The organism is Rhizobium oryzicola (genome assembly GCF_030504645.1).
GTDB lineage: Bacteria > Pseudomonadota > Alphaproteobacteria > Rhizobiales > Rhizobiaceae > Neorhizobium > Neorhizobium oryzicola.
Map to the genome: position 1 here is coordinate 76843 of NZ_JAUKWQ010000014.1, position 21381 is coordinate 98223.

Annotated in this window: 20 protein-coding genes; 9 read left to right on the top strand and 11 right to left on the bottom strand. The window is 58.5% G+C overall.

Annotation, left to right across the window (positions count from 1 at the left end; translation table 11 throughout):
• Positions 1-5: 5 nt before the first annotated feature.
• The gene (locus Q2T52_RS24835; RefSeq protein ID WP_302079616.1) at positions 6-1103 is read right to left on the bottom strand and encodes a carboxynorspermidine decarboxylase; all 1098 of its coding nucleotides are present in this window, start codon (positions 1101-1103) and stop codon (positions 6-8) included.
• A 302-nt stretch (positions 1104-1405) separates the two neighbouring features.
• Between Q2T52_RS24835 and Q2T52_RS24840 the strand changes: the two genes are divergently transcribed.
• From Q2T52_RS24840 to leuA, 3 genes are all read left to right on the top strand, one after another.
• Entirely contained in the window at positions 1406-2596 is a 1191-nt protein-coding gene (locus tag Q2T52_RS24840) for a GGDEF domain-containing protein (RefSeq protein WP_302079617.1), read from the top strand.
• Positions 2597-2716: 120 nt separating this feature from the next.
• Positions 2717-3898, top strand: a complete 1182-nt coding sequence (locus tag Q2T52_RS24845; RefSeq protein WP_302079618.1) for a benzoate/H(+) symporter BenE family transporter — start codon at positions 2717-2719, stop codon at positions 3896-3898.
• 317 nt (positions 3899-4215) lie between these two features.
• Entirely contained in the window at positions 4216-5919 is a 1704-nt protein-coding gene (leuA, locus tag Q2T52_RS24850; RefSeq protein WP_302079619.1) for a 2-isopropylmalate synthase, read from the top strand.
• 56 nt (positions 5920-5975) lie between these two features.
• Here leuA and Q2T52_RS24855 read toward each other — a convergent pair whose 3' ends face one another.
• From Q2T52_RS24855 to Q2T52_RS24865, 3 genes are all read right to left on the bottom strand, one after another.
• Positions 5976-6806, bottom strand: a complete 831-nt coding sequence (locus Q2T52_RS24855; protein WP_302079620.1) for an anti-sigma factor family protein — start codon at positions 6804-6806, stop codon at positions 5976-5978.
• A gap of 5 nt (positions 6807-6811) precedes the next feature.
• Positions 6812-7315 carry an RNA polymerase sigma factor gene (locus Q2T52_RS24860; RefSeq protein ID WP_302079621.1) on the bottom strand — a complete coding sequence of 168 codons (504 nt, stop codon included), beginning with the start codon at positions 7313-7315 and terminating at the stop codon, positions 6812-6814.
• A 76-nt stretch (positions 7316-7391) separates the two neighbouring features.
• The gene (locus Q2T52_RS24865; protein WP_302079622.1) at positions 7392-8348 is read right to left on the bottom strand and encodes a metallophosphoesterase family protein; all 957 of its coding nucleotides are present in this window, start codon (positions 8346-8348) and stop codon (positions 7392-7394) included.
• Positions 8349-8365: 17 nt separating this feature from the next.
• Between Q2T52_RS24865 and Q2T52_RS24870 the strand changes: the two genes are divergently transcribed.
• Entirely contained in the window at positions 8366-8875 is a 510-nt protein-coding gene (locus Q2T52_RS24870) for an NUDIX domain-containing protein (protein WP_302079623.1), read from the top strand.
• 7 nt (positions 8876-8882) lie between these two features.
• On the opposite strand, the gene Q2T52_RS24875 is transcribed toward Q2T52_RS24870, so the two are convergent.
• Complete coding sequence (locus Q2T52_RS24875; RefSeq protein ID WP_302079624.1) at positions 8883-9956, bottom strand: helix-turn-helix transcriptional regulator; 1074 nt, start codon at positions 9954-9956, stop codon at positions 8883-8885.
• Positions 9957-10130: 174 nt separating this feature from the next.
• Positions 10131-11117 carry a glutathione S-transferase family protein gene (locus Q2T52_RS24880; RefSeq protein ID WP_302079625.1) on the bottom strand — a complete coding sequence of 329 codons (987 nt, stop codon included), beginning with the start codon at positions 11115-11117 and terminating at the stop codon, positions 10131-10133.
• Between the two features lie 255 nt (positions 11118-11372).
• Here Q2T52_RS24880 and Q2T52_RS24885 point away from each other — a divergent pair, with 255 nt between their 5' ends.
• The gene (locus tag Q2T52_RS24885; RefSeq protein WP_302079626.1) at positions 11373-11906 is read left to right on the top strand and encodes a GNAT family N-acetyltransferase; all 534 of its coding nucleotides are present in this window, start codon (positions 11373-11375) and stop codon (positions 11904-11906) included.
• A 20-nt stretch (positions 11907-11926) separates the two neighbouring features.
• Here Q2T52_RS24885 and Q2T52_RS24890 read toward each other — a convergent pair whose 3' ends face one another.
• The gene (locus Q2T52_RS24890) at positions 11927-12505 is read right to left on the bottom strand and encodes a hypothetical protein (RefSeq protein WP_302079667.1); all 579 of its coding nucleotides are present in this window, start codon (positions 12503-12505) and stop codon (positions 11927-11929) included.
• A 253-nt stretch (positions 12506-12758) separates the two neighbouring features.
• On the opposite strand from Q2T52_RS24890, the gene Q2T52_RS24895 reads away from it, so the two are divergent.
• Positions 12759-13607, top strand: a complete 849-nt coding sequence (locus Q2T52_RS24895; RefSeq protein WP_302079627.1) for an alpha/beta fold hydrolase — start codon at positions 12759-12761, stop codon at positions 13605-13607.
• Between the two features lie 24 nt (positions 13608-13631).
• Here the strand turns inward: Q2T52_RS24895 and Q2T52_RS24900 are convergent, their stop codons facing one another.
• From Q2T52_RS24900 to Q2T52_RS24915, 4 genes are read right to left on the bottom strand one after another with little or no spacing between them, the layout of a single operon-like run.
• The gene (locus tag Q2T52_RS24900; protein WP_302079628.1) at positions 13632-14774 is read right to left on the bottom strand and encodes a MalY/PatB family protein; all 1143 of its coding nucleotides are present in this window, start codon (positions 14772-14774) and stop codon (positions 13632-13634) included.
• Between the two features lie 21 nt (positions 14775-14795).
• Positions 14796-15722, bottom strand: a complete 927-nt coding sequence (locus Q2T52_RS24905) for a dihydrodipicolinate synthase family protein (RefSeq protein ID WP_302079629.1) — start codon at positions 15720-15722, stop codon at positions 14796-14798.
• A gap of 10 nt (positions 15723-15732) precedes the next feature.
• Entirely contained in the window at positions 15733-17097 is a 1365-nt protein-coding gene (locus Q2T52_RS24910; protein ID WP_302079630.1) for a dihydroorotase, read from the bottom strand.
• Positions 17094-17756 (bottom strand): aspartate/glutamate racemase family protein, encoded by a 663-nt coding sequence (locus tag Q2T52_RS24915; RefSeq protein ID WP_302079631.1) that lies wholly within the window; start codon positions 17754-17756, stop codon positions 17094-17096. The genes Q2T52_RS24910 and Q2T52_RS24915 overlap by 4 nt, the downstream gene beginning before the upstream one ends.
• A 168-nt stretch (positions 17757-17924) precedes the next feature.
• On the opposite strand from Q2T52_RS24915, the gene Q2T52_RS24920 reads away from it, so the two are divergent.
• From Q2T52_RS24920 to Q2T52_RS24930, 3 genes are all read left to right on the top strand, one after another.
• Positions 17925-18638, top strand: coding sequence for a GntR family transcriptional regulator (locus Q2T52_RS24920; protein WP_302079632.1), 714 nt, complete (start codon positions 17925-17927; stop codon positions 18636-18638).
• Positions 18639-18649: 11 nt separating this feature from the next.
• The gene (locus Q2T52_RS24925) at positions 18650-19507 is read left to right on the top strand and encodes a sulfurtransferase (RefSeq protein ID WP_302079633.1); all 858 of its coding nucleotides are present in this window, start codon (positions 18650-18652) and stop codon (positions 19505-19507) included.
• 247 nt (positions 19508-19754) lie between these two features.
• Positions 19755-21317 (top strand): ABC transporter substrate-binding protein, encoded by a 1563-nt coding sequence (locus Q2T52_RS24930; RefSeq protein ID WP_302079634.1) that lies wholly within the window; start codon positions 19755-19757, stop codon positions 21315-21317.
• Positions 21318-21381 lie beyond the last annotated feature (64 nt).

The following is a 21381-nucleotide window of genomic DNA, read 5'->3' on the forward strand; positions in this document are numbered from 1 at the left end:
CCTTTTCAGGAAAGGCTTTGTTCGTAGTCCGTGTAGGAAAATTCGCGGACCGTTCTGATGCTGCCATCCAGTTCCCGGATGGCGATTGCCGGCATTTTCACGCCGTTGAACCAGTTCTTCTTGACCATCGTATAACCGGCCGCATCCTGTACCGAGATGCGGTCGCCGACTTTAAGTTCACTGGGGAAGTCGAATTCGCCGAAGATATCTCCGGCAAGACAGGATTTGCCGCAGATCATATAGCGGTTTGGCCCTGCATTCGGGGCGATCTTCGCATTTTCGCGATAGATCAGGAGATCGAGCATATGTGCTTCGATGGATGAATCGACGATGGCAAGGTTCTTGCCGTTGTAGAGCGTGTCGAGCACCGTCACTTCCAGCGTCGTGGACTTGGTGATCGAGGCCTCGCCCGGCTCCAGATAGACCTGAACGCCATATTCGCCGGAAAAACGCTTCAGCCGCTCGGCAAACTTTGCCAGCGGATAGTTCTCGCCGGTAAAGTGGATGCCGCCGCCGAGGCTGACCCATTCCGCACGCTTCAGGAGCGAGCCGAATTTCTGCTCGATGTCACCCAGCATGCGGTCGAACAGGTCGAAATCGCCGTTCTCGCAGTTGTTGTGGATCATGAAGCCGGTGATCAGATCCATCACCGGCTCGACCTGCTTCACATCCCATTCGCCAAGGCGCGAGAAGGGGCGGGCGGGATCCGCGAGGTCGAAGCTGGAGGAGGAGACACCGGGGTTGAGGCGCACGCCGCGCGTGATGCCGGCGGATTGATCGGCAAAGCGTGTGAGCTGACCTACGGTGTTGAAGATGATCTTGTCGGCATGGGAGACGACCTCGTCGATCTCGTGATCCGCATAGGCGACGCTGTAGGCATGCGTTTCCTTGCCGAACTTTTCGCGGCCCAGACGCACCTCGTTCAGCGAGGAGGAGGTCGTGCCATCCATGTAGTCGCGCATGAAGTCGAAGACCGACCAAGTGGCAAAGCACTTCAGGGCCAGCAGAGCCTTCGCGCCTGACAGCTGGCGCAGTTCGGCAATCTTCTCCATGTTCTGGAGCAGCTTGGACTTGTCGATCAAATAATAGGGGGTTTGGATCAAGGCCATATCCTTCGTGAACCCAGCCGTTTCCGGCGGAAGTGAACGGGACGCCCCGAATGCGTCGAGGGGGGCATATGCAAAAGGGGGGCAGAAGGCAAGAGGCAGCGTGCGTCGTTTGCCCGATATTCGGCCTTCATCCCGATTTGCAACGTCATAAACCGCGCTCTGCAGGCTATTATGACAAAACTTTGCCAAGGCGGCAAAATGCGGACAATTCGGTGCGTATCTAATGGTCCGGAAACATTTAGTAATTTGTAAGACGGTATTGTTATCGCAAGTGGCTGCCATCTTCCGGACTTACTATGAAACTTGATCTTGCGACGGTTCTCGTCTTGCATCCTCTTTCACTGGTCATGGGATCAGTGTGCTTTCTCTATGCGATGTCCCAGTCACGCCACCACCGCGGGCTGGGCAAAATGGCGATCGCCTTCCTATTGCTGGGCGGGGGATCGGTTCTGGCCGCACTGGGCGAAAATCAGGCGCTGCCTTATGCCTTCTGGACCTTCACCAGTTTTGCACTCGGTCCGATCGCTTACTGCCTGTTTTGGGTCGGCCTGCGTAATCTGGTGCACGAGCAGCCTATGCAGCGCTCGCTCTGGGTCTTCCTCATTCCGGCGTCCTTGATCGTGGCTGCCTTGGTAACGGGCTTCCATCTGTCGAATAGCCCGCGCGCGACCATCTTCCTACTCACGATGGCGGCCTTTGCCATCGCCGGAGCTTGGCTTGTTTTTTCCGACCCCTTGCAGGAACGGCTTGTCAGCCGTCATGCTTTGTCGGGCGTGCTGTGTGCCAAGGCGTTGACGGCTTGTGCCATCCTCGTCAGCATTGACTTTCCAGACATCGCCGCGATTTCGCCTGCAGCTGCCTTTTGCGTGCTCGTGCTTTGCCAATACGGCATCGCGATGTTCGTGCTGATTTTCGTGCAGGAACGTGTCGAAAGCAGGCTCGTAAAACTCACCGAGACAGATACGCTGACGGGTATCCGCAATCGCCATTGGCTGCATGATCATTTGCCGCAAACGATTGCGCCCGGCGACGTGTATATTGCCGTCGATATCGATTTTTTCAAGCGCGTCAACGATGTGCACGGCCACTCGGCCGGAGATCAGGTTCTCGTCGCTACGGCACAGCGCATGGCAAGGATCCTCGGCGAGGGCGCTTTACTGGCGCGCATGGGTGGGGAAGAATTCGGCCTGTTTGAGCGCGCTTGTGGAGCAGCAAAGGCGCTGGCAATGGCTGAATCGCTGCGGCTGTGCGTCCAGTCTCTGGCTATCCGATATCAGGAGACGTTCATTCCGGTGACGATCAGCGTCGGTGTGGCCGTGGCACAAGAAAGCATGACCCCGGCACTGCTGATGCGCCGTGCGGACGAAGCCCTTTATGACGCAAAGCATCAGGGCCGCAACCGTGTGAACGTCTGGGCAGAAAAACCGGTCGCGGAGAATACAGACGTCCTCCAGAGCGAACACGTCACGCGTTACGCCGCTTCTTAGCCAAGAAACGCTGTAGGTCCAGGACGGTAAGGCAGCCATTTCGGCTTGCCATATCGGCCCGAATTTGCTTCCGCTCTTACTGAGATTTAACGCAAGGATCGGGCGGAGTTCGCGTCTTCCATGTTTAGAGACTTTTCCGGCCAGGCCATGTTCATGGGCCTGCTGATTGCCTTTGTCGGTTTCGTTAGTTCCTTTGCCGTCATCATGCAAGGCTTGACGGCCATGGGGGCCTCACCACCCCAGGTGGCTTCCGCGTTGTTGGCGCTTTCGCTGCTGATGGGAATACTCGGGATCATTCTACCAGTGTGGAAACGCATGCCGATCAGCGTTGCCTGGTCTACCCCGGGCGCGGCCATGATCGCCAGTATCGGTATCATTGACGGGGGCTTTCCGGCTGCGGTCGGCGCTTTCATCATCGCCGGCGTGCTGATCTTTCTAGCGGGGTTGTTTTCTCCGCTTGGCCGCGCCATCCGGATGATTCCAGCGCCAATTGCCAACGCCATGCTGGCCGGCATCCTCGTTAGCCTGTGCCTCGCTCCGGTCAAGGCTGTGGCTTTTAATCCATGGCTCGGTCTACCTATCGTAGCGACCTGGATGATCGTGATTGTCTTTCGTCGGCTATGGGCCGTGCCTGCGGCCTTGGCCGCGTTCGCAGCTGTCCTGGTCTTCGGCGTGGAACTGCCCTCAGATGTGTTCTCACGTCTGGGCGCCGCGATCCATCCAGACCTGTCGCTGGTCACGCCGGTCTTTACCCTGCATGGGTTCATCTCGGTGGCCATTCCGCTCTTTATCGTGACCATGGCATCGCAGAACATTCCGGGCATCGCAATCCTCAAGGTAAACGGCTACGAGCCTTCTCCAAGCCTGTTGTTCATGGCCACAGGCCTGTTCTCAGTCGCCGGAGCGCTGGCAGGCGCCGTACCGGTCAACATGGCGGCCATCACCGCGGCCATGTGCGCCAGCGAGGAGGCGCATGCCGATCCGAAGCGGCGTTACTGGGCCGCGATCATCGGCGGGTTCGGTTATATACTGCTCGGGCTGCTGGCCTCCGCCATCATCGCCTTCGTTGCCTTGTCGCCGCCGATCCTGTTGCAGGCCGTGGCCGGACTGGCACTGGTCGGCGCCTTTTCCAATGCGGCACAAGCCGCATTTCGGGATGCCGAGAGCCGTGAAGCTGCGGCGATCACCTTTCTCGTCACAGCATCCGGCACCACTTTTGCCGGAGTTTCCGGCGCCTTCTGGGGGCTGCTGGCAGGTGCGGCGATGCTGGGGTTTAAGCACTATGTCAAGCCGCTGGGTTGATGACGCTTGTCAGCTGCCGATTCGCTGGCTATAGAAACAGAATGATCGAAGCGATGATTTCCATGTCTGAAATCTCTGCCGCCCGCCGCATCCGCGCTGGCGCGCTTCCGCTTGCTTCGCTTCTTCTTGGCCTTATCGGCGGTTGCCGGGTCCGTTGAGGAGCGCCCGGCGGCCGAACGAGCCTGCCGGCTAGAGCTCCTCGCACAAGAACCCCAGGAATGAACCGACCTTGAACAATGAGGTCTTGTCCGTTCGTCATGGTGTTGTCATAGCCCGAGGGCAGGAACACGCGACGCGGACGTGAAGGAGACGACAAGATGGATGCGAGAAACACCGCCGCCAAGGGCATGGCCAACGCTTCTCAGAAATACCGCCCCTATCCGCAGATCAACATTCCGGACCGGACCTGGCCGGGCAAGACGATCGACAAGGCGCCGATCTGGTGCTCGGTGGATCTGCGTGACGGCAACCAGTCGCTCGTCAACCCGATGGGACATGATCGCAAGTCGCGGATGTTCCAGCTCTTGCTCGACATGGGCTTCAAGGAAATCGAGATCGGCTTCCCTTCCGCTTCCCAGACCGACTTCGACTTTGCTCGCTGGTGCGTGGAACAGGGCAATGCCCCGGATGACGTCTCGCTGCAGGTGCTGGTGCAGTGCCGCCCCGAACTCATCACCCGCACCTTTGAATCTTTGGAAGGCGCCAAGCGTCCGATCGTCCACTTCTACAACTCCACCTCCGAGCTGCAGCGCCGCGTCGTGTTCGGCAAGGATGTGGCCGGCATCAAGCAGATCGCCGTCGACGCCGCCAAGATGATCACCGACATGGCCGCCAAGGCGGGTGGCGGTTTCCGTTTCGAATATTCCCCGGAGAGCTTCACAGGCACGGAGCTGGAGGTGGCGCTGGAAATCTCCAACGCGGTCATCGAGATCATCAAGCCGACGCCTGATAACAAGCTGATCCTCAACCTGCCGTCGACGGTCGAGATGTCGACGCCGAATATCTATGCGGACATGATCGAATGGATGTGCCGCAACATCGACAACCGCGAAAACGTGCTCGTTTCGCTGCATCCGCATAACGACCGCGGCACCGGTATTGCCGCGACCGAACTCGGCCTGATGGCCGGTGCCGACCGCGTGGAAGGCACGCTGTTCGGCAATGGCGAGCGCACCGGCAATGTGGACGTGGTGACCTTGGCGCTCAACATGTACACCCAAGGCGTCGATCCCGAGCTGGACTGCACCGATATCGAGCGCATCAAGGCCGTCTACGAATACTCGAACGAGATGGTCATCCCGGAACGCCACCCGTATGTCGGCGAACTCGTTTACACGGCCTTCTCCGGCTCGCACCAGGATGCGATCAACAAGGGCATGAAGGCGATCAAGCAGTCCAATACCGGCCTGTGGGAAGTGCCCTATCTGCCGATCGATCCGCAGGATGTCGGCCGCACCTACGAGGCGATCATCCGCATCAACTCGCAGTCCGGCAAGGGCGGCATCGCCTATATCCTGCAGCAGGATTACGGCATCAACCTGCCGCGCAACCTGCAGGTGGAGTTCCGCGAGGACATCCAGCGCATCACCGACGAAGAGGGCGTGGAGCTTCCCTCGAAGCGCATCTACGAGCGCTTCATCGAGCGCTATGTCGAGCAGCCGGAAGCCCGCATCAAGTTTGTCGATCACCACACCTATCCGGCAGGTACCGACCAGAAGGGTATCCGGGTGGTCGCTGCCGAAATCACCGACAATGGTGAGACCAAGCGCATTGAAGGCAAGGGCACGGGCCCGATCGACGGCTTCATCAATGCGCTGTCGATCTATCTCGGCATCGAACTCTCGGTTGCCGATTACTCGGAGCATTCGCTGCAGCATGGTTCCAACGCCGCCGCCATCGCCTATGTGGAAGTGGAGCATGCAGGCGGGAAACTGTTCGGCGCCGGCATCAACAAGAACATCGTGGCCGCCTCGCTCGAGGCCATCGTCTCGGCCGCGAACCGGGTCTTGTCCGGCAAATGACATGAAAGAGGGCGGCCTTCGGGTCGCCCTTTTCAATTGCGCTACGCTCGACCTGATCAGATGATGCCGGCGATCTTCTTGGCAACCGTCTCGAGGAAGGCATCCGAGGAGGGACCGGACAGAGCATAGCTTGCCTGCTGACCCTGCCAGACGACCAGACCGATGTCGTCACGGATCGTCTCGTTGAGCGGTGTCGAAAGCGGCAGGATCGACTTCGTGAAGTTCACGGAAATGATCTCGCCATCGGTGTTGCGATAGACGAGCTGGCCAACCGGGCGACCCGCCGCCGCGAACAGCCGGGCGCCCACGAACTCCAGACCGTCCGCCGACATGTCCGGAATGCGGAAGGAGACGCCCGTGGTGGCCATCAGCCATTCGACGATGTGGGCAGATTCGCTTGCCGGCACTTCCACGAGATGGCGCGGCTGGCGCGAGAAAAGCCTGTAATTGGAGGCGACATCATCCAGCCAGGCGCTGGCGGTTTCGCCGGTGAAATCCGCAAATGTCTTGATGTGGGGACGGCTGGCCAGCAGATAGCCCGCCACGCCGCCAATGCCGAACATGACGAGCGAGCATGCGACCGTCAAACCCACCGTATGCTTGATGCGGCGAACCGCACGCGGCGGCGGCTGCAGCTTGATGCTGCGTCTGGGTTCCGGCGTCGTCTTAATTGCCCTGACCAGATCCAGCGGAACGGGTTCGCGCAGCATGGATTCGAAGTTGCGCTTGCCGTAGTCGTTGGCGCGGCGGATTGTCTCCTGCCGCGATTTCAACTGTGGATCGGCAGAGATACGCCCCTCCAGCCTGTGTTTGTCGTCTTCTGTTATCTCGTCATCCAAAAGGGCGGAGAGTTCAGCATCGAACGATGTATTGGAGGAAGAATCCATCGCGGTCAGGCTCTCCGTTCAACATGACGGCTCATCATGGTGGCCAATTCATGCCGCGCCATCACTAGTCGCATGGCAACAGCATCTTGCGTATCTCCGAGAATGGAGGCTGCTTCCCGATAGCTTAATCCCTCCACAGCACACAGCAGGAAAACAGGAGCAAGACCGTCGGATAAACCGTCGAGAATCGAATAGGCCGTTGTATTTTCCTGAGCATCCATCGGAAGCAGAACCGCTTCGCCGCGATGCTTCAGCGCGGCGCGGCGCTTCTTTTTATCGTCCAGCCACATCGCGTGCATGATCGCGAACAGCCAGACCTCAAGGCGGCGATCCTTCTTCCACATATGCGATTTGTGGATAGCCTTCTCGCAGGCGGCGCTCACAAGGCCATCGGCGCTGGTGGTGTCCACCGTCAGGGTCAGCGCAAACCGACGCAGCTGCGGCAGCAGCGCGACAAGATCCCGCCTGATATCGCTCATCTGTGGGTTTTCTTCCATGATGTCCGGCAAGGCTCGTTCAACATATGTGTGACGACTATTTCATCTTCTTGTCATCATTAAAGCAAGCCAGACTTTCCCGAAGCTTTTATGTTGATGGCAAGGCGGGCGCAATGTCCAACAAAATTGCTGCTTCATTTCCATACAACAGACGCCGCTGCTGAAGGGAAATGCCTTGCGCATCGGGCGTCAAACCATAGCGGTCACACACCAGGTGCCAGGCGCCGGGCTCGCCCGTCAAGCTGAAGAGATTGTAGGCGGCTGGCGGCTTATGACCGCCCGGACCCTGTGAGGCAGACGCAATACCGACGACAGGTACGTCACCCTGATGCGTCTTCAAGTGGTACAGCGTGTTGAGATGGGTGTGTCCATGCAGCACGAGTTCCGCACCGCCAAGCGACAGCGCGGCCGCGAAACGGCGAATGCCGATCATTCGCTTGTGCTGGGACGCAGCACCGCGAATGGGCGGATGATGGATCAGCACCACCCGGAACAACCCGTCATCCTTTGCCTGCCGCAACAGATTGACGGTCTCACGCGCCTGTCTGGCACTGAAATAGCCGCTGGCCGCAAAGGGCGGTGTCGCAACTGACGTCGAGCACCCTATGATGGCGATCGGTCCACGCCTGCGATAGGTCGGAAAAACATGCTCGCCGTCCGGCCAGTCCGTCGGGCTTTGGTCACCAGCAATAAAAGGGTACCATTCGCGAACCGATTTATCATGTGCGCCGGGCACGTAGGCATCATGATTGCCGGGCACCACTGTCGTCTCCAGCGGTTCGCCAATGCTGCGCAGCCATTCACCGGCAAGACGGATCTCGATCTTGGTCGCGAGATTGACTAGATCGCCGGTCACCATCAGGTGATCGGGCTCTTTCAGGCGCAGGTCGCTCAACAGAAGATCGAGAGTATTCACCAGAAGATGCTTGCGGCGATTACGATGCCAGTTCACAAATCCGGTAATGCGTTTGGACGCCAGTTCGCGCAAGCTGAGGCGTGGGAGAGGGCCGAGGTGAATGTCGGAAATATGCGCGAATTTGTACATGCCGGAGACATAGAGCTATGAGTGCCACGCGGCAAGCGACGAAAGAACAGGGACTTGTCGAAGGCAGCAGCCTGCGCACAAAGCTTCTCACATTCTTGCTTCACAAGTTCTTCGCGCTTTCCCGTGGGATGACGCTTGGCGTACGTGCCGCGTGTTTTGATGAGGCAGGCCGCATCTTCCTGGTTCGCCATACATACCTGCCGGGCTGGTACATGCCGGGCGGCGGCGTGGAACATGGTGAAACGGTATCGGATGCACTGGCCAAGGAATTGCGTGAGGAGGGAAATCTGGAGATACTCGGCCCACCCCAACTCTTTCACGTCTACCTCAATCGCCGCGCCAGCCGCCGTGATCATGTTGTGCTCTTTCGAGTCACCGTGCGCCAGACTGCTCCCCGGCTTCCAGATCGAGAAATTGCCGAATGCGGGTTCTTTGCGCTGAAGGCCCTACCCGAGGATGTCACCACCGCCACGCTACGCCGTCTGCGCGAACTGTCTGGCGAGGCGGTTAAGACCGACACGTGGTAGCCGTCAGTCAGAACTTGACGGAGGAGATACTGCTCATCGCCGCCACGAAATCTCTCTGACTGGCCATTCTCGCCTTGGAAAGAATAGCTTTGACATGTGTTCGAACCGTCTCCTGCGCACAGCCGATGCGCTCGGTGATCTCGGCGACTGTTAAGCCTTCAACCAGAGCTTCAGCGACCCGGGCTTCTGTCGGGGTCAGATCGTACAGCCCCTTCAACATTGGGGCTGGGACATGGATATGATCGTTGACCGGTGCGAGTGTGAGAAAATACGCTGCATGCAGAAATAGCTCTCGAGCCACTCCCACGACAGGAATGAAATGCAATACCGCCGCCGGGTGCTGGTTTGCAGCCTTTATGGGAAATGATGCGGCGTATCTTCGCGAGAAACTTTGGATTGACCGATAAAACTGTTGGGCCTGCTGCTCTGAAAACGTCAGCATGTCATTAGCGCCGACACCGATGCTGGCGCCGAAGCGTTCGAAGCGCGTGTTCGCGTTCAGGAGCCGCCCGTCCATGCGTATGATCGCACAGGGAATTTGCGCCATATCGAACGCCTGCAATGCAGCTTCGATCTTGCCGAGCTCTGCATGCGCTGCCATTGACGTCGCACGAGCCAAATGCGGCCGAAGACGATTGAGATAGGCCAACTCCTCCAGGCCCACGGGCCCCTTGTCGCGGTGTTTCTCGATCGATATGGCGATCTTTGCGCCCCCGCTTTGCAGGACGGTACCTGTCGCGTAACCAAAGTTGCGGCGCCATAAAAAGTCGCCATAGATTGGTTCGGCGGCCATTTGTTCATGTGTGAAAAAATCGATATCGCTGATAAAGCCTTCATTCGAACGAGCCACCAGCGTTTCGCTGCGCGCGTTCTGATAGTTCCAGCCACCGTCGAAGAAATCCTCGTAGAGTTCGCCGACGCCATCTGAAGCCACCCATGGTAGCTTTTCATTCGACATATTGGCGAGGAGCGCGCCCTCGGCTCCAACAGTCCGTGCCAGCGTATCGAGCAGCTGCGGCCACAAAGCAGGTATCAATGCAGTCTGGTAAATGCTCTCTTCAAGCACATGAATGTCGGTCATAAGCATGACTGCAACCGCTTTTCTTGATATAAGCGAATACTGGCATTCCGTAGCGCTACCATTAGAAAAACTAAATATATTAGTCAAGTTTAAAGGTTGCGCCACAGACACTCAATTGCAGATCACGCTCAAAGAGCGTTTCATACCGCACATGTAGACCAATCTTCGCCCGCCTTAGCTAAAGCTTTTACTATCTCTTCCATGCGGTGCGTCTAAGTCCAGGATGGGGCCAGCCGGTACGATGCCGGTCGGATTGATCGTCTTGTGGCTGCGATAGTAGTGTTGTTTGATATGGTCGAAATGGACGGTCTCCTTCACGCCCGGCACCTGATAGAGGTCCCGCAGATAGGCTGACAGGTTCGGGTAATCGGCAATCCGGCGCAGGTTGCATTTGAAGTGGCCGACATAGACGGCATCGAACCGCACGAGAGTCGTAAACAGCCGCCAGTCAGCTTCTGTCTGCCGGTTCCCGAAGAGATAGCGGCTGGTGGCAAGACGCACTTCCAACTCATCCAAGGTTTCGAACAGCTTGACCACGTTCTGTTCATAGGCCTCCTGGCTGGTGGCGAAGCCGGCCTTGTAGACGCCGTTGTTGACGGTGTCATAGATGCGGGCATTCAGCGCATCGATATCGGCGCGCAGATCTTCGGGATAAAAATCTGCGTCCGACCCCGTCAGCCCGTTGAAGGCGCTGTTGAACATGCGGATGATTTCCGCCGACTCATTGGAGACGATTGTCTGGCGCTGCTTGTCCCACAGCACGGGCACGGTTACCCGGCCAGAATAGACGGGATCGGCCTGCACATAGATCTGGGAAAGCGTCTTGGCACCAAACAGAAGATCGTCGGTGCCACCATCCTCAGAGTGAAATTCCCAGCCCTTTTCCAGCATGATCGGGCTGACCACTGAAACCGAAATGAGGTCTTCCAGCTTCTTCAACGTGCGAAATATCAGCGTGCGATGGGCCCAGGGGCAGGCATAGGATACATAGAGATGATAACGACCGGCTTCCGCCTTGAAGCCATCTTTCCCGCTTGGGCCGGCGGCGCCATCCGCAGTGACCCAATTGCGGAACTGCGATTCGGATCGCTTGAAATGACCACCCGTTGATTTCGTGTCATACCAGACATCCTGCCAGACGCCGTTCACAAGCATGCCCATTGCCATGTCCTTCCTGAAAAAATTACTTGCGGCTAATCTGGCAGGTGAATCCGATAATTGCGAGATAGTTGCCGGTGACACACTGTTTTCGTTGGACGACGAAAAAAAATGCTGTTATCAACCGTCCCCAACTCGAAAAGGGATAGACATGACGGGAACCTGGGCACTCCGACGACGCTGATAGAGCCGCAAGGCGCGCTTCGCGCTGCCGTTCTCATCATCCGTTTTGCTGCCTGAATATGGTTTCTGTCGCTCATGCAAAAGCACGACCTTGTCTACCTGACTGAAGACCCCTCCCACGCCGCCGCAATTGAACTGATCAACGCCGAAGCCTTTGGCCCCGGTCGTTTCACCAAGTCATCCGCGCGCATTCGCGAACAGGGCCCGCATGATCGGTCGCTTTCGTTCATTTGCGCCGATGACGGCGAAACCATCGCGTCGGTGCGCATGACGCCGGTGAAGGCCGGCGGCGTCTATGGTCATTTGCTGGGCCCACTTGCGGTGCGGCCCTCACACAAGAACAGGGGCATCGGACGCGAACTTGTGCGGATCGCCATTGAGGCTGCCAAGCGCAAGGGCTCCGAGGCCGTCATCCTGGTGGGTGACCCGCCCTATTACATGCCGCTCGGTTTCGAGAAGGTTGCCTATAACGCCCTCGCCTTCCCGGGACCCGTTGATCCCGGTCGGGTTCTCGTCGTACCGATCGCTGCTGGCGTGCATGAACGGCTGAAAGGCGTGATTGCCTGGGGCAGGCCACCCGTTGAAGCGTTGGCGCTGGCGGCAGAATAACTGCAAGCACCGCTTGGTAATCACATCGGCGGAATGATGCCGTTCAACCCCACGGAAAGTTGAGCGGAGGAGAGGCTTCCATCCGAAGCCTTTTCCGCATTGACGATGACGCCGGCGCCGGGTTTCACATCGTCTTTGGTGGCCGGGGCAAGAGTTACGATCGGGGTACCTTCCGGAATGTCGATCGTCTTCTCGTGGCCCTGATAGGTCAGGGTTATAGTGTGTCCCTTGACTTGCTTGACGGCATTGCTGACGGTCGCATTGGTCATGGATGAATTCGGACGCGCGTCCCAGGGACGATTGCCTTCGCCAGTCCCTTTCATCGCGGCCGGAAAGATCAGCACTTCAACCGCATCATCCGGTCCGTTGCCATTCGGTACTGAACCGACACCGACAAAATCGCCCGGCTTTATGTCGTTGACGGATGCGCCCGTGATACCGCCGACCTTCCAGCCGGACTTGAGGGTGATCGCCGCTTCGGCACCTTCGCGGGTTTTGACCTTCAGCGTATCGCCGGACAGGCTTTCAATAGTGCCACGAATGCGAACGCGCTGCGCGTCCTGGGCGTGAGCTGATGATAGCGGAAGGACGGCAAACATTGCCGATGCGGCCAGTGCCGGGAGAATGATGGAGTTGGAGAAGGTGCGAGCCATCTTGGTGTCCTTGACGCTGGGCCTCATGTCGGCCCGTAACCTACGCTGCAGCATGACACGGTGACCAATCAAGGAAGCGTGAGAACCGCCCGTTCAATGGCATCGGTGCCGTTGTCTTGCGGCATATGCCAGCTATGCTCGTTCGGCGGCCGGCGACTCGGTTGGCCGAGGATTTCGCGTCTGCTTACAAGGCCGTTCGATGTTCATTGCCCGACGCAGTCTGATCATCCTCCTCATGCTGCTGGTGACAGTGGCGGGCGTTGCCGCCTATGACAGCCTGTCCCGCCGCACGTTGCCGCCTATGCCGGATGAATCGGAAACCGGTTATGCCGAGGTCAACGGCATCCGCATGTATTACGCCATCTACAGCAAGGGCAGAGGTGCACCCATCCTGATGATCCATGGCGGGCTTGGAAACTCGGATGTCTGGAGCCTTCAGGTTCCCGAATTGATGAAGAGCCACGAGGTGATCGTGGCGGATAGTCGGGGCCACGGACGCTCGACGCGAACGTCAGAGGACTTGAACTATCACCTGATGGCCGAGGATTATGTCGCGCTGCTGGATCGGCTAAAGCTGAGCCAAGTGGCCCTGGTTGGCTGGAGCGATGGCGCGATCATCGGGATCGACATTGCGCTTCACCACCCCGAGCGCCTGACAAAACTGTTTGCCCATGCTGCAAATGTCACGCCCGAGGGTCTTTTTCCCGACCCGCCCGGACCGCCGATCTTTCCGCCGAATTCGCCCGAGCGGCTGGCATACGAGCGGCTCTCGCCGACACCCAAGGAATTCGACACTTTCGTAGCAGCCGTGGACAAGATGTGGCGCACCGAGCCGCATTACACAACGGCGCAGTTGAACAGCATCAGGGTACCGACGGCTGTCGTTGTTGGGCAATATGACGAGGCCATTCGCCCGGAGCATTCGCGCTATATTGCAGAGAGCATTCCAAACGCCCAGCTGATCATCCTCAAGGGACTTAGCCACCGGGCACCGATCGAAGATCCGGCGCTTTACAGCAAGACCATTGAGGACTTTCTCCGAAGCTAAATACGAGTGAATGCTTCCGATCGCTTACCGCTTCAGCGCACGCTGCATACGATTCAAACCGTCTTCCAGCAGGCTGCGGGGGCAACCGAAATTCAGCCGGATGAACTGGCCATAGGCTTCACCGAACTCCCAACCGGCGCTGAACCCGACCTTGCCGTGTTCCAGAAAATAGGCCTGTGCATCCGGCCCAAGGTTGAGAGCCGAGCAATCGAGCCAGGCCAGGAACGTGCCTTCGGGCGCCACCATGCGGATCTCCGGGAAGCGGCGTTTGACCTCAGCCACCAGATAATCCCGGTTGGCCTGCAGATAGGTCAACATCGCGCTTTTCCAGGTCAGGCCTCTTTGGAAGGCAGCCAGCGTCGCTTCGAGACCAAGAACATTGACGCTGTCGACCATGCCGAGCCGGGAGGCTGCAAACTTGTCGCGAATCTCCTTGTTCTGGATGATGGCGAAAGCCGTCTTCAGGCCGGCGATGTTATAGGTCTTGCTCGCCGCCATCAGTGTGATCGTGCGATTTTTCGCGTCGTCGGACAGCGTTGCGGTGGGGATATGCGTCCGACCATCGAACAGCAATTCGCAATGGATCTCGTCCGAGATGATCAGCGTATCGTGCTTTGCGCAGAGCGTGGCCATCGCCTGAAGCTCTTCGCGGGTAAAAACCTTGCCGCTTGGATTGTGCGGGTGGCAGAACAGGAAGGCCTTGCTCTTCGAGAGCTGCGTCTCAAAGCCTGCGAGGTCAACCTGATAGCCATTATCCCCCAGCGTCAGCGGCGCTTCATTTCGGACCATGCCCCAATGGCCTGGCGCGTTCAGCATGGGGCGGTAGACCGGGGTCTGGACAAGAACTCCGTCCCCAGGCTGCAGCATGGCCTTCAAGGCCATATTGAAACCCGGCTCCACGCCCGGCAGGAAGACGATATCATCAGCCGTGATCGCCCAGCCATATTTCGCTTCCATATCGGAAACGATCTGTGCCTTCAGCTCTTCCCGCGCCACGCCGTAACCGAGCAGCGGATGGGACAGCCGATGGCTGATCGCTTCGATGATTTCAGGCGCGGCAGGAAAATCCATATCCGCTACCCACATGGGCAATACGTCACTTGAAAACTTGCTCCACTTGGAGCTGCCGGTGCCCTTGCGATCGTGAACCTGATCGAAATCGGTCATGACTATATATTCCTGCTCGAATTATCGGAATGTCGCGAGACGCGCTTCCTGGCGGCGGATCAGCGTTTCGACCTCGGCAATTGCCGCCGCATTCAAACCTGCACCCGGCTTGCGCTGAGCGGCACTGGCGATCGCACCACGCTTGGCGAGCACATATTTGCGCACGGCAAGCCCGATGCCCGGCTGCTGCTCATAGCGAACCAGCGGCAGATAGGCATCGAAGTGATCGAGCGCCGTCTCGAACTGGCCTTCATTGCTGAGGCGTACTACGTCCACCATCATTTCCGGATAAGCAAAACCGGTCATGGCGCCATCGGCACCACGGCGCATTTCTTCCGGCAGAAAGACACCGGCATTGCCGCAAAGAATGGAGGTACGACGGCGACCCTTGGCTTCCGCTTCGCGAAGCTCGGTGATCTTTTGCAGGCCCGGCCAATCCTCATGCTTCAGCATGACGATACTGTCATGCGCCTCGAAGATATGCCCCAGCACGCGCGTCGAGATCTGTACATTCGTCACCAGCGGAAAATCCTGCAGCACGACCGGCACATCCGTGCCGAGCGTTTCCACCACATTGCGGTAATAGGCGATGATCTGGTCATCGGTGCGCAGGTTGGAAGGCGGCGCCACCATGACACCGGCAGCGCCGAGATCCATCACAGCCTTGGTCAGTTCACCGATTGCGGCAAGACCCGGCGCGGACACACCGACGATGACCGGCTTGCCCGCGGAGCGGGCGATCGTGCGGCGTGTCACGTCGATCGATTCCGCCTGCGTGAGTTTCGGCGCTTCGCCCATCATGCCGAGAATGGTCAGGCCATCGGCACCCTTGTCGTAATAGAAATCCACCATCCGGTCGATGCTGCCGTGATCAAGCGCGCCGTTGTCCGTGAAGGGCGTCACGGCAATGACGAAGACACCCTTGGTGCTGGAATTGATGAGGGTCATGGGAAATTCCTTATTCGAACCAGTGCGAATGGCCACGGCGGACATATTGCCCCTGCCCCGGCTGATTGAGAACGGCCGTGCCATCATAGGCCAACTCACCGGCCAGATAAGTCCGCTCGACCGTGACGGAGAATTGGCGCCCGTCGAAGGGGCTCCAGCGTAGCTCGTCATGCGCCTTCGAGGAATCCCAGGTCTGCGGCTTACGGGCCAGAACAGTGAGATCCGCATCCGCACCAAGGCGAATGGCACCCTTTTCCGGCCACAGACCGAAGAAGCGGGCGGGACGCTCGCACAGTTGCTCGACGGTCACCGTGGGTGCATCAAGCCCCTGCACTTCTGCAGCCGTATAGAAGGCGGGCAGCAGCGTTTCCAGGCCGGGCACACCAGCGCCGGCATCGAAGATCGACGGCGTGAACTTGTTGTCGATCGGCCAGCTGGAATGATCGGAGCTGACAAAGGCTACACGACCCGCAGTAATCTCCCCCCAGAGCGCATCGATCTGGCCCGGACGGATCGGCGGGTTCACCTTCATCTTCGCACCGAGTTCAGGCCCATCACGCTCCGGATCGAACCAGAGATAATGCACGCACAGCTCGCCCGTCGAGCGGAAGCCATCGGCGAGGTAATTGTCGACCAGCTGGAAGCCGCGCGCCGTCGTCAGATGAACGATGTGCGCATGCGCGCCAGCTGCCGCGCCAAGTTCGAGAAAATGCGCGGTCGCTGCTAGCTCTGCTGCCGGGGGGCGGCTTGCAGAATGGGCTTCGATACCGTTCTTTCCCTCAGCCTTTGCGGCCGCGATCCTGGCCCGGACGATCTCCTGATCCTCGTTATGAACGCCGAGCGGAATGACCGTATCGGAGAGCGCCGTGAAGATATCCAGCATCTGCTCCGACGTGATGCGGGGAAAGCGCGTCGGGCTGCTTTCAAAGGTCGAGATCTTGAAGGCGACGACGCCGCCGACGATCAGCGGATCGATATCCTCCATGCCCTGCCCCGGCATGACAGTGCCATAGAGCGCCACATGGCAATGGGCATGTTCGCGGATTGCCGCGACCTTCTCGTCCAGCCGTTCGACCGTATTGAGCGGCGCTGGATTGTCATAGGGCATGTCCACGATCGTGGTCACGCCGCCTGCAATGGCAGAGCGCGTCGTGGATCGAATACCGGGCAGGCCGCCATAGCTGCAGGCATGCGTCTGCCCGTCAACCACGCCGGGGATGACGTAATCGGATCCAGCATCAAAACTCGCGCGCGCGTCTGGTGCGTTGCCTATGCCGATAGCGGTTATCTTGCCAGCGGAAACGGCAAGCCAGCTGTTTTCCGAGGGTCCATCCGGCAGCACCAGTGTGCCGCGTATCACCAGATCATAGGTCACTGTTTTGTCCTCGCATACTGAAGATCAAGTTGCATGGCAGCCATTGCAACTCCCGCCTGCACGGGATCAACCACGGGAATACCAAGGCTTTGCTGCAGGGCCGGGCGGTAGGAGCCTAGTCCGGCGCAGCCGAGGATGACGACATCTGCTCCATCCTCATCTTTCAATTGACGCGCAGTGCGCGACACGGTTTCCACCACATCGCCCGCCATCAATTCGACGACAGTCATACCAATGGAGCGGTCACCCGCGAGACGTCCCTCCAGTTTGAGCGTTTTCAGATAGCGGAGGTGGCGATCGATGGAGGATTGACCAAGTGAAATGATACCGAAGCGGCTGCCAAGGCTGAGCGCCGAGAGATAGGCCGCCTCCGCGATGCCAATCACCGGCTTTGCGGTGGCATTCCTTACCCTTGCAATTCCGGGGTCGGAAAAACAAGCCAGGACAAAGGCATCAGCCGACGAATCACCGACAGCTTCAAGTATGTTCGGCACGACCATCTCCACATGCACATCGGTCTCGATGCCCGGAGGAGATTTGGCAAGCTCGATGCACTCGACATCATGCTGAGTGGAAGCCATTTGCGGTGCGAGGCAGGCCTCCATCGATTGTGTTACCGAGGGCGAACTGTTGGGATTGATGACCAGAATACGCGACACCGCATTGCCTTTGGCAGGCGAAAGCCCACCACCTGTGTTGAATTGATATATTACGTAGTATACCAGTTACAGGCAGGGCGTAAATGGGTGATGTCGGTTCCGGTATGAGCCGTAGAAATATTCTTTGACAGATGCGCCGATGCGAAACAAGCAAGTCGCGCGACAAGCATGGAGACGACATTGGACAAGACAGGCGAAACGGCGCAATCTGGGGAGAAGCGCGGCAAGTCCTTGACCGAACAGGCCTATGCCATACTGCGCGACAGGGTTCTGACGGGTGACCTGAGACCGGGAACTGAAATTTCGGAGCCCGAACTGGCCGAACAGCTTGCCATGAGCAAGACACCGGTGCGCGAGGCTATGGCGCGACTCTGCGTTGAAGGTTTGATGGAAGCGTTTCCACGGCGAGGTTACCGTGTAACCCCCGTTACCGTAAAGGACATGAACGATCTGTTTGCTGTACGCGGCGTGCTGGAAGGTATGGCAGCCGCATTGGCCGCGCAGAACATGACAGAAGATGAACTGGACGCGCTCGATCGCCTGGCCGGTGCAAGCTATGTCGTGGGCGAAAATGTGAGCACAAAAACCTTCGTTTCGACGAACGAGGAGTTCCACTCGGCGATTGCGCAGGGATCACGAAATCCGCGTCTTCACGCCCTGGTCATGAGCCATCTGGAGCAATGTGCCCGCCTTTTCTACATGGGCACACGCATTCGAGACATCAATCCGGAAACGAGCCAGGATCACCATAACATCGTTGCCCTGCTGCGCCAGAGAGACAGCGAAGGCGCCCGCACTGCCATGATGGAACACAACGAAAATACGCGCACAGGCATTCTGACAGCCCTCATATCAGAGGCCGGCCCTGGGCTATCACTGTAGGAGCGTCCAACATGAGTGACATCATCCGTCAAAAGGTTCTCCTGGCGCCGCATGAACTGGACGCCCTGCGTCGCTCTAACGCGGACCTAACCATTCTGGCGGTCCACTCGATCAACCCTTATACGGGCGAGCCGACCTTCAAGGGTCAACGCATAGAAGGGGCGATCGACACGGAAGCCTACCGCGACTTCCAATCACCGCCCAGTCCGGAAAAAGGCCAGCGCCCTCTGCCTGATATCAACGTCCTTCAGACCAGCGCCCGCGCCTGGGGTCTGCGGCGCGAGAGCACCATCGTCATCTATGACGGCGATCGCAGCATGACAGCAGCGCGCGCCTGGTGGGTCTTGAAATGGGCCGGCCTACCGGATGTTCGCGTGCTCGATGGCGCTTTTCCAGGCTGGGTGGCAGCCGGATTGCCCACAACGGACAAGGTGACGACCGCACGCCGGAGCGAAATCGTTTTGACGCCCGGCCATATGCCGGAATTGGACGCCGATGCCGCCCTTCGCTTGGCAAGCGACGGCATTCTCCTGGATGCGCGTATCCGCCCCAACTACATCGGCGGCCCGACGGAACCTGGCGCTCCCCCACGCGGACACATTCCTCACGCCATCAGCGCACCGACGCTCGACACCTTGACCGATTACGGCAACTTCACCGACAGCGCGACCCTGCGGGAGATGTTCCGCGGCCTGGGCGCCGATGGATCGCGACAGGTCGGCGTCTATTGCGGCGCGGGCATGTCCGCCGCACATACGGTGCTTGCACTGGCCGCAGTCGGCATACCGTCCGCCATGTATGTGGGCTCTTGGTCGGCTTGGGTGCATGATCCCGCAAGGCCAGTCGCACGTGGGGCAGATCCAACATGAACTTTTTGACTATAACAGTTGCAGACTTCGAAAGATGATGCCTGCGACATCGGCAATTAGGGCAAATGTTACTCATCGAAGCCCACTTATTAGGCAGCTTTTTCTTACCTTAAATGGCGTCTTAACCCAGCTTTACAGCAGGAGATCTCACTGGTATATTTCGTAGTATATCACGAGTGGCGGACCTGAAAATCTCGTTGATACAAATACTTGAGGGGCATAAGCCAATTTAACGAAGGGGCAGACAATGGCATTGTGGAAAGGACTGGCGGCAGCGGGCATTGCGCTTCCGATGATCGTCGGAGCAGCTCACGCACAGACCAACGACCCAAAGACCACCCTGGTGGTGGCGGTTCCCTCCGATCCGGTCAGCCTGGAGCCCGGCACCAACAAGGCGGAGCCTGTTGGCAGTGAAATCATTCTCAATGTCTTTGATACGCTGATCGCCTGGAAAGCCCCGGACTTCAAGGAAATCGAGGCACGTCTTGCCACCAGCTGGTCCGTTTCCGCCGATGGCAAGGAGTTCACCTTCAAGCTGCGGGACGGCGTAAAATTCCAGGACGGCACGCCCTTCGATGCGGCGGCGGTCAAGTTCTCCCTGGAGCGCACCAAGGCCACCAATCCTTACGTCAAAGCGACTTTCGACCTGATCAAGGACATCGCGGTCGTTTCGCCGAGCGAAGTGAAGATTACGCTGAGCGCCGCCTATCCGGCCTTCCTGTCTATCCTGGCCCAGCCGCAATCTGCGATCGTCAGTCCGACTGCCGTGCAGAAATACGGCGACAAATTTGCAGCCAATCCTGTTGGCACCGGCCCCTTCGTCTTCAAGAGCGCGCAAGCCGATACCAACGTCGTGCTGGAGGCGAACCCTTCCTATTTCCGTGGCGCACCGAAACTCTCCAAGATCGTCTACCGCGTCATTCCGGATGCGTCGACACGCCGGCTTGAACTCGAAAATGGCGGCGTAGACGTTGTTCAGCAGCAGGGGCAGCTTTCATCCATCGCTGCAGAGGACATCGCTGCCCTGAAGAGCAACAAGAGCGTCAAGATCCTGGAAAGCTCCAGCCAGATCATCCGCCAGCTGGAATTCAACAACAACAAGAAGGATGGCCCGATCGCTGACGTGCGCGTCCGCAAGGCGATTGCCAGCGCCATCGATTACGATGGTCTGCTGCAGGGTGTTTTCGCAGGCACGGCTGAGCGCGTCTACGGACCGCTGACCTCCAACAGCTGGGCCTTCGATCCGAAGATGAAGGATCTGGCGCCGAAATACGATCCAGCGGCCGCCAAGAAGCTTCTCGCAGAAGCGGGCGTCAAACCGGAAAGTCTGGATCTGAAGCTCTACAGCTTCCAAGGTCCGCTCTGGGGCGCTGTTGCTACATTCGTGCAGGCGAACCTGGCCGATATCGGCATCAAGGCCACCATCCAGCAGACTGAATTCCCGGCTTACCGCACGCTGCAGACTGCCGGTCAGTTTGATATCGCACTCGACGGTCGTCAGCCCTGGTACAACGATCCCGATGCGCACATCACCATCGGCTACCTCTCGTCGCTTGCCAACACCGCCATGACCTTCCGCATGCCGGAGGACAAGGCCCTGGACGATCTGATCCTCAAGGCGCAACAGACCTCCGACTTCGAAGCCCGAAAGAAGCTGTACTTCGAGGTTCAGCAGGAGCTCATGAAGCGCGTGCCCGGCGCCTATCTGTTCAGCCCTAAGCTGATCGTGTTTGCCCGCGCCAATGTGGAAGGTCTCGTGATCAACAGCGCGCCGCCGCTCAACGAATACTGGTCTGTCTACAAGAAGTAAGTCGCTGATCGGCCGGGCAATGCGTCCGGCCGATCTCTCTTCCGTTCTGCACCGAAATCGAAAG

Excerpts from the sequence above, each read along its gene's own strand:
- Q2T52_RS24875 (WP_302079624.1), bottom strand. The coding sequence starts at position 9,956 with ATGACCGACATTCATGTGCTTGAAGAGAGCATTTACCAGACTGCATTG.
- Q2T52_RS24855 (WP_302079620.1), bottom strand. The coding sequence starts at position 6,806 with ATGGATTCTTCCTCCAATACATCGTTCGATGCTGAACTCTCCGCCCTT.
- Q2T52_RS24865 (WP_302079622.1), bottom strand. The coding sequence starts at position 8,348 with ATGTACAAATTCGCGCATATTTCCGACATTCACCTCGGCCCTCTCCCA.
- Q2T52_RS24885 (WP_302079626.1), top strand. The coding sequence starts at position 11,373 with ATGCAAAAGCACGACCTTGTCTACCTGACTGAAGACCCCTCCCACGCC.
- Q2T52_RS24925 (WP_302079633.1), top strand. The coding sequence starts at position 18,650 with ATGAGTGACATCATCCGTCAAAAGGTTCTCCTGGCGCCGCATGAACTG.
- Q2T52_RS24930 (WP_302079634.1), top strand. The coding sequence starts at position 19,755 with ATGGCATTGTGGAAAGGACTGGCGGCAGCGGGCATTGCGCTTCCGATG.
- Q2T52_RS24905 (WP_302079629.1), bottom strand. The coding sequence starts at position 15,722 with ATGACCCTCATCAATTCCAGCACCAAGGGTGTCTTCGTCATTGCCGTG.
- Q2T52_RS24845 (WP_302079618.1), top strand. The coding sequence starts at position 2,717 with ATGTTTAGAGACTTTTCCGGCCAGGCCATGTTCATGGGCCTGCTGATT.
- Q2T52_RS24880 (WP_302079625.1), bottom strand. The coding sequence starts at position 11,117 with ATGGGCATGCTTGTGAACGGCGTCTGGCAGGATGTCTGGTATGACACG.
- Q2T52_RS24900 (WP_302079628.1), bottom strand. The coding sequence starts at position 14,774 with ATGACCGATTTCGATCAGGTTCACGATCGCAAGGGCACCGGCAGCTCC.
- Q2T52_RS24840 (WP_302079617.1), top strand. The coding sequence starts at position 1,406 with ATGAAACTTGATCTTGCGACGGTTCTCGTCTTGCATCCTCTTTCACTG.
- Q2T52_RS24920 (WP_302079632.1), top strand. The coding sequence starts at position 17,925 with ATGGAGACGACATTGGACAAGACAGGCGAAACGGCGCAATCTGGGGAG.
- Q2T52_RS24890 (WP_302079667.1), bottom strand. The coding sequence starts at position 12,505 with ATGTTTGCCGTCCTTCCGCTATCATCAGCTCACGCCCAGGACGCGCAG.
- Q2T52_RS24895 (WP_302079627.1), top strand. The coding sequence starts at position 12,759 with ATGTTCATTGCCCGACGCAGTCTGATCATCCTCCTCATGCTGCTGGTG.
- leuA (WP_302079619.1), top strand. The coding sequence starts at position 4,216 with ATGGATGCGAGAAACACCGCCGCCAAGGGCATGGCCAACGCTTCTCAG.
- Q2T52_RS24870 (WP_302079623.1), top strand. The coding sequence starts at position 8,366 with ATGAGTGCCACGCGGCAAGCGACGAAAGAACAGGGACTTGTCGAAGGC.